Source organism: Nostoc sp. CHAB 5715, from assembly GCF_020829685.1.
GTDB lineage: Bacteria > Cyanobacteriota > Cyanobacteriia > Cyanobacteriales > Nostocaceae > Nostoc.
Genome location: NZ_JAIVFR010000356.1, coordinates 1 through 6,780, shown reverse-complemented (window position 1 = coordinate 6,780; position 6,780 = coordinate 1). Strand labels below are relative to the sequence as shown.

At 42.2% G+C, this 6,780-nt stretch carries 9 protein-coding genes and 1 pseudogene; 3 read left to right on the top strand and 7 right to left on the bottom strand.

Features of this window, described 5'->3' with window-relative positions; translation table 11 throughout:
- The first annotated feature begins 233 nt into the window (after positions 1-233).
- Complete coding sequence (locus tag LC574_RS38145) at positions 234-356, top strand: hypothetical protein (protein ID WP_267871611.1); 123 nt, start codon at positions 234-236, stop codon at positions 354-356.
- A gap of 325 nt (positions 357-681) precedes the next feature.
- Here LC574_RS38145 and psaK read toward each other — a convergent pair whose 3' ends face one another.
- Positions 682-936, bottom strand: coding sequence for a photosystem I reaction center subunit PsaK (gene psaK / locus LC574_RS19855; protein WP_229455089.1), 255 nt, complete (start codon positions 934-936; stop codon positions 682-684).
- A 108-nt stretch (positions 937-1,044) separates the two neighbouring features.
- Here psaK and LC574_RS19850 point away from each other — a divergent pair, with 108 nt between their 5' ends.
- On the top strand, positions 1,045-1,677 hold the full coding sequence (locus tag LC574_RS19850; protein WP_229455088.1) for a phosphoribosylanthranilate isomerase: 633 nt from the start codon (positions 1,045-1,047) through the stop codon (positions 1,675-1,677).
- Between the two features lie 173 nt (positions 1,678-1,850).
- On the opposite strand, the pseudogene LC574_RS19845 reads toward LC574_RS19850, so the two are convergent.
- Positions 1,851-2,405, bottom strand: a pseudogene (locus LC574_RS19845) (TROVE domain-containing protein); the annotation flags it as partial.
- Positions 2,406-2,687: 282 nt separating this feature from the next.
- On the opposite strand from LC574_RS19845, the gene LC574_RS19840 reads away from it, so the two are divergent.
- A complete protein-coding gene (locus LC574_RS19840) occupies positions 2,688-3,410 on the top strand; it encodes a hypothetical protein (protein ID WP_229455086.1) in 723 nt (240 codons plus the stop codon).
- A gap of 55 nt (positions 3,411-3,465) precedes the next feature.
- Here LC574_RS19840 and LC574_RS19835 read toward each other — a convergent pair whose 3' ends face one another.
- The 5 genes from LC574_RS19835 to LC574_RS19815 form a co-directional block, all read right to left on the bottom strand.
- On the bottom strand, positions 3,466-4,599 hold the full coding sequence (locus LC574_RS19835; RefSeq protein ID WP_229455085.1) for a quinone-dependent dihydroorotate dehydrogenase: 1,134 nt from the start codon (positions 4,597-4,599) through the stop codon (positions 3,466-3,468).
- A gap of 28 nt (positions 4,600-4,627) precedes the next feature.
- Positions 4,628-4,819: a hypothetical protein gene (locus LC574_RS19830; protein WP_229455084.1), complete on the bottom strand. Its 192-nt coding sequence runs from the start codon at positions 4,817-4,819 to the stop codon at positions 4,628-4,630.
- On the bottom strand, positions 4,816-5,154 hold the full coding sequence (locus LC574_RS19825; RefSeq protein WP_229455082.1) for a hypothetical protein: 339 nt from the start codon (positions 5,152-5,154) through the stop codon (positions 4,816-4,818). Before LC574_RS19825 ends, LC574_RS19830 begins: the two co-directional genes overlap by 4 nt.
- 8 nt (positions 5,155-5,162) lie before the next feature.
- On the bottom strand, positions 5,163-5,981 hold the full coding sequence (locus LC574_RS19820; protein WP_229455081.1) for a major royal jelly family protein: 819 nt from the start codon (positions 5,979-5,981) through the stop codon (positions 5,163-5,165).
- 109 nt (positions 5,982-6,090) lie between these two features.
- Positions 6,091-6,780: galactose oxidase early set domain-containing protein (locus tag LC574_RS19815; protein ID WP_229455079.1), on the bottom strand; the 690-nt coding region annotated here is incomplete at its 5' end.

Sequence of the window (6,780 nt, the reverse complement as noted above, 5' to 3'; positions counted from 1 at the left end):
GGAATCGTATTTGATTTTTGAAATTATTTACGTAGGCGGGGAGTGGGGAGTAGGGAGTAGGGAATAAGGAATTAGGCTTTTCGAGTTGTACCGAGCTTTTTCAGAAATCAAATATTAGTCCTATATTTCTGAGCATCTATTCAATAGTGTCGAGTTACGAAATGCTCTTATTTCTAGAATAGACAATTAATACCTGTGAGCAAAGCTCTGAAGTGGGGAATGGGGAATGGGGAATGGGGCATTGGGCATTGGGCATTGAAAAAAGGCAGACGGGAAAACTCTTCTCTCTTGCTCCCTGCTGCCAGCAAGAACTGCCCGTCCTCTTGAGTGTGTTAGATGGAAAAAATAAAATTTAGATAATGCCGAGATTACTCAATCCTAAGACGGTATCAGTGCCGATATTGATGACATCATGGTTCTTTCTCCTGCATAAATTAACTTACATAAGCCTTAGAGAGGGGATTAATCCCGTTTCTAAAGCCATATAAATTCTCTGTTGATGAAGTAGTTGGAATCGTCTCTCAAGGGGAAGGTTAATACCTCCCCCCTCAGTTAGAGTGACTACACAAAGGCTGAGTGGCTAATGCTCATGAGTTATGTTGCTGAAGAAAGAACCAAAATCGTTTTTAGGAGTTTTGTATTGATTGCGGTGTTACAAGCGACGCCGCGATCATCGCAAAACTACAAACGACCGATGTTAGTCAGTCCTAAAACGATGCCAATGCCGATAATATGACCAAAAGCCATCGCTGCAACGAATGTTGGAATACTGACGGGCAGGATAGGTAACTTGGGGCCAACTAGGGGTTTTTCAATCCTAGTACTTAGCAAAAGAATTACTAAGCTACTGATGCTGATGATGATGCCTACTGTAGGATTCCACGCAGGTGTTGCGGGAACAGTTGCAGCTGCTGGTAGTAAAATAGATGAAATCAAGCTTTTGTCTCCTAAAATGTAGACCTACAAAATTATAAAATTACCAAGGTACAAAAGTTTTTCGGATAGTTTAGACTTTGTTGATTATTTTAAATTTGTTAAATTTTCATGCGCGTTAAAATTTGCGGCATTACTCAACCACAGCAGTCTATAGCGATCGCCTCTCTGGGCGCAACGGCACTAGGATTTATTTGTGTGCCAACCTCACCTCGCTACGTGACTACATCCCAAATTCGGGCAGCAGTAGCAGAACTCCCGGCTAATATTGACACAATTGGTGTTTTTGCCAACGCTAGTATCCGCGAAATCAGTCACATAGTTGTTGATTCTGGGTTGACTGGTGTCCAGTTACACGGGGATGAATTACCAGATTTTTGCGACCAATTACGTCAAGCTTTACCCAATGTCGAAATTATTAAAGCACTGAGAGTTCGGAGTCTTGAGCATCTTGACACAGTGGCTAATTACAGAAATTACGTAGATACTTTACTACTTGATGCTTATCATCCCCAACAACTGGGTGGTACAGGCAAAACCTTAGATTGGACAATGCTAGAGCAATTTAACCCCAATTGCCCTTGGTTTTTAGCTGGGGGACTAACAGCAGATAATATTCTCGAAGCCCTGAGTCAGGTTAGTCCTAGCGGCGTTGATTTATCTAGTGGTGTAGAACGCGCACCTGGAGACAAGGATTTAGATAAAGTAGCCAAGTTGTTTGGAAAATTGGGGAGTAGGGAGTAGGGAGTAGGGAGTAGGGAGTAGGCATTGGTGTCAACTTAATGTAAAACCCTTGTCAAGACATGATCTTGAATTTACTCACTTACCATCACTCTTCGCGTTACCCCACCCCGGTTTTGTCTAAAGCCAAAACCGCCCCTCCCCGATGCCTTGGGGAGGGGTTTGGGGTGGGGTAAAGAACTAAAACTATCTTTGGCGGTGATTTCTAATTCACGGAATTCGGTAGCAAAGCCGCGAATCATGTAGTTTTTCTCTGCTTTTGCTGTCACCAGTGCCATTGTGGTGGCAATTTCGCAACAAGTCAGTCCCATATCTGCAACCAAGTTACCTATAGAACCAGAAACATCCACCGCGTGCATGAACACTTTACCTGTGGGTTGCACAACATCAAAAGACAGTTCAACCGCTTTTTCTAAAATGTCCACAATCCGAGGAACTTGGTTCCAAGTTTTCTTACTGCGTCCTAATGTTCCACCAGATTCATAAGTTTTGAGTGCTTTCAAAACATCAATCGGATGGATGCGACCTTTAGGCAGATGTTCTCTGCGATTAAGAACTACTTCCACTTGCAGCAAATTAGCGTTTTCATCAGTTCGCAACAGACCCAGTTCAGTTAAAGAACCCAAGTTACGCAGCATTGCACCTATTGGCATTTCCTGAAATAGCAGCTGCCAAGCAAGCTTGTTCATTTTGCCCACAGGCGCAGCCATTTCGTGGGTTAAGCGTCCTTGGGAAAATGTAGTGTATGTATTATGTGTTGGCAAGGGGTTGGCAAGTTAATTTTTAGAGTTCTTAGTTGAGTCAAAAACCCTCTTATTTTCTCTGGTAAAAAAGTTTTGTGCGATCGCAGACCAATCTGAGATAAGTTGCAGATTTAAAAGGTTATAACACTCACTAAGAAAAGGTTTTGCCGGCAAATTTGCGGCAACTTTGCCAAAAGATACAAAAAAGTGTCCTAATTTTTGCCAATATAGATAGTATTATTTCCCAAAATTCACTTGGCAAAAATCGGCATGAGTGAGAAACCCATAGAAGGTAACGGCAAGGCTTTTCTCGTTCTACTTTTGCCCATCTCGTTTTTGATTATTTTCCTAGTTACCACATGGAGAATTTTACTGGCGGTAATTGTGCTGGTAATTGGCTTCAAGCTTTGGCAGGAATATCAATGGCAACAGTGGACTTATCGAGTTAACCCAATTTTTCATCAGTTAGTTCGGGAAAATCAAGGCAGACTTACGCCAATGGACTTGGCAATAAGGGGCAATTTTACTGGAACAATGGCAAAACGCTACTTGGATAGTAAAGCCTCGGAATTTGGCGCTAGTATAGTGAACTCCGAAGATGCGGAGCAGTCTTATTACTTTATAACTGCCAGCATTCTCGGCAATATTCTTGACAGTAGTGAGCCTGTTAAAGAACTTCCCGCTCAACCAGTTACTAAAACTGCGCGTTCGCTCCTAGCACCACCACCAACCCCACAGGAGGAACCAGAAACCGAATCACCACCACAGACAACCCATGAGTCAGCTACACGATCGCTGGAAAAACAGTTAACTTTTGGCTCTCTGATTCAATCTGAACTTGCCAAACGGTTAAATGTCTATTCCAGCACGGTTTATAAACGGCGAAACGATCCAGAGTTTCCTGAGTGGAGTCGCAACAAAGACCCTGATGGTATTGCCTGGTTATACTCGGAAAAAACTAAGGAGTTTTTTCCAGTGGAGGAAGAAGGATAACAATTCAAAATTCAAAACTTGTACTGAGCGTAGCCGAAGTATTCAAAATTCAAAATTAGAATTTTGGAATTTTTGTTTGTAAACCTACAGCTTCGTTGATGGAATTTAAGCCGCTTTGTTCTAGTAAGACAAGCAAACCTGCTAGAATCTGGCGTACCATCAGTGGGCCTTCGTAAATCCAGCCTGTATAAACCTGGATCAAACTAGCACCAGCAGTAATTTTCTCCCAAGCATCTTCAGCAGAAAAGATACCACCAACGCCAATAATCGGGATTTGTCCTTGGGTTTGCTGCCAAATAAAACGAATTACCTCAGTGGAGCGATCGCGCAATGGTTCACCGCTAATTCCGCCAGCTTCATCCTGGGGTGATTTGCCCGTTTGGTCAATCACCTGGGTTTTCAGTCCATCACGGCCGATAGTGGTATTAGTGGCGATAATTCCCGCCAGTTGGTAGGTTTTAGCCAAAGAAATAATGTCGGCGATCGCAACCCAATCCAAATCTGGCGCTATCTTGACAAAAATAGGTTTTTGTGCAGTATTTTCTTGTTGTAATAAATTCAAGATGGCACTGAGCATAGAAGCATCTTGGAGCGATCGCAACCCAGGTGTATTGGGAGAAGAGACATTAACAACAAAATAGTCTCCCAAATCCTTGAGCAAGCGAAAACTATCAAGATAATCCTGTGCAGCTGCTTCTAGAGGAGTTACCTTAGATTTACCCAAATTTATCCCTATGGGTATTGGCTGGATTAACTTCTGCTTTTGCTGTGCCAAACGTGCCGCCATTGCTGCGGCACCGCGATTATTAAAGCCCATTCGATTGAGAGCAGCTTTATCCAACGGCAAGCGAAACAAACGGGGAGGCGGATTTCCTGGCTGTGCGTGAAAAGTTACAGTTCCTAATTCCGCAAAGCCAAAACCCAGGTTAGACCAAATGCTAGCAGCTACTCCATCCTTATCAAACCCAGCTGCTAACCCTACAGGATTTGGGAAGTTTAGCCCAAACAAATTTTGTTCTAGGCGTGAATCGTACAGACATAAAGATTTTTGTAAGCGTTGGTTTACCCAACTGGTAGGGGTTTGCGACAGCCAGCTAAAACAGCGAATCGTCTGCTGGTGTAACCACTCTGAATCGGTTTTTACCACATTGAACAAAAGCGGACGAATGGCAAATTTATAAATATCCATTAGCTTTTATTTTTGGAGCTATTGCAGATCATTCCGCTTGGGATTGTCTAATTTTCTCGCGGACTAGCTGCTCAAATTGATCCATTGAAGTGATCTCAATGCCAGGTTCATCTTGTAGTCTGTCCATGTATGCTTGGAATGCAACCTGGTCTTGTGGATGGTTTTTTACGTAGTCTCTCAATTGCTCTCTGCTCATTGCAGCAAGATTGATATCGGTCATAAAAACCTCACTTTTCCGTTTGGGTAAATCAGCACTTCTATTTCCTCACCAGCCAAGACATAGATTTGGTTGGTTCTCTCATCTAGTCTGACTGCATTAATGGGCAGCAGTACATTACTTAATCTGACGCAAACTAAGTACAGCATTTCATTAATTCGTAGCGAATTAAATTTGGCAATACCCTGCAATGCCAATGCATCAGCTGACACTGCCAATGCATCGACTAACAATGCCAATGCATCGACTAACAATGCCAATGCATCGACTAACAATGCCAATGCATCGACTGACAATGCCAATGCATCGGCTAACAATGCCAATGCGTCTCCTTGCATTAAAAACGTTACGATTTTACGCAAAGCTGTACTAAGTCTCCCAAGTAAATATTGTTTTCTTGATCAATGGTAATGCCATCACAAATTGGTTTTTGGCTGTATCGTTCAATTTTACTGCCCAATTCAGCTTCACTCAAATCAGGATTGCTCAAGTCTGCACTCTGCACGCGGTACATACTAGTACCATGCATCGGACAGAAATACAGCCATTCATTGCATGTATCTAAGACAATCCCATTCACACCCAAGTGAGGACGAATTAAAGTCCCATTAGGCTGCTTAATCTGCACTGGTATCCCGTCAACCACCAAATCAATGTTTTCTGGCACTACGCTTTGGTGTCCTTGTAAAATGCGACAAGCTAACCCTGTTTTCAAATCGACCCTAATCAAAGCCGCCTTATTTCCTTCTGCTGGATCAGAAATATAGACAACATTACGGGTCAAATCCACTGCCAAATCATTCACAAAGGAACTATCTAGTGTTATGGGCGGTGGTAGGTAAATCACTCGTGCCAGTTCATTTTTATGAGTGTCCCATGCCACCAGTTTGGGAACTGACTTACTTTGGTTGCCGTTGTCTAACATCCAAACAGTTCCATTCGCATCGGACTTAATTCCTAGCACGGTATCAAAAATAATATTTTTTACTTTAGACGACTTAGGAAATGGTACTATATCGTCTTTGGTAAGTTCCGCTACTTTGATTTCAGGGTTATAAAACTGGTGAAGGCTCAGAATAATTCGCCCTTCTGGCGTCAAAGTGATGTTACCGGGGGCAATCGGTAATTCTGCTACGACTTCTAGGCGATCGCGTAAATTTTCCATAATAAAATGTTATTGATTTCGCCAATAGTTGAGAGAATGTGATTTGTCTGACAAAATGGATTTTTTCATAGTAAAAAAAACCTTCTTTTTGATATTTGATCGAGCCTTTTTAAACTTCAAGCTTTACCATCTTGGCGTGGGAAGGCTTACCTAATTCATTGAGGTAGAACATCATGTAGTAACCTGGTGGGTAAAGATTGGCATTTTTCGGTGCTCTAAATTTGATGGCAGACTCATTCCCTAAAGCAACATTTTCGACCGGCAAATCTGCTAATCGTTGTCCATAATCGAAAGAATGAGTAACTGAACCCAACTTAACTAGAACCACAGAACCTGTTTTTGTGGCATCCTTGACTGAGATGCTGCTAGATTTGCCATAGTTGAGGCTTTCAGGAGCTTTGACTATTTCAGGACGAGCACCCGGCTTAAACAAATAGGGGGGACTGAATATCTCTGCCTGCCAAATTTCAGAAGGGACGAAGGGTTCTTTGTCTCCCTTATCAAGGTCTTCCTTAATAAAATAACTTTGAGGAGATTGGTAATATTCTTCAAGATTGAATTCCTTTTCCTTCTCACCTGATTTGTCTGTGAGTTTGGGAAACTTATAATAATATTTTAGGGGATCTCGCTGAATATTAACGTGAAGTGTGCCATCTTTTTCCCGTGCTGTTCGATTTGCATTTCCCCCAATAATCAAAACACGAGCATCCGGTAACAAAATTGCCCCATTATGATAAAGCCTGGGTAATTTAGCAGGATTCATAGATTTGGTAATGTAACCAATCTCCTCAAAGTTATT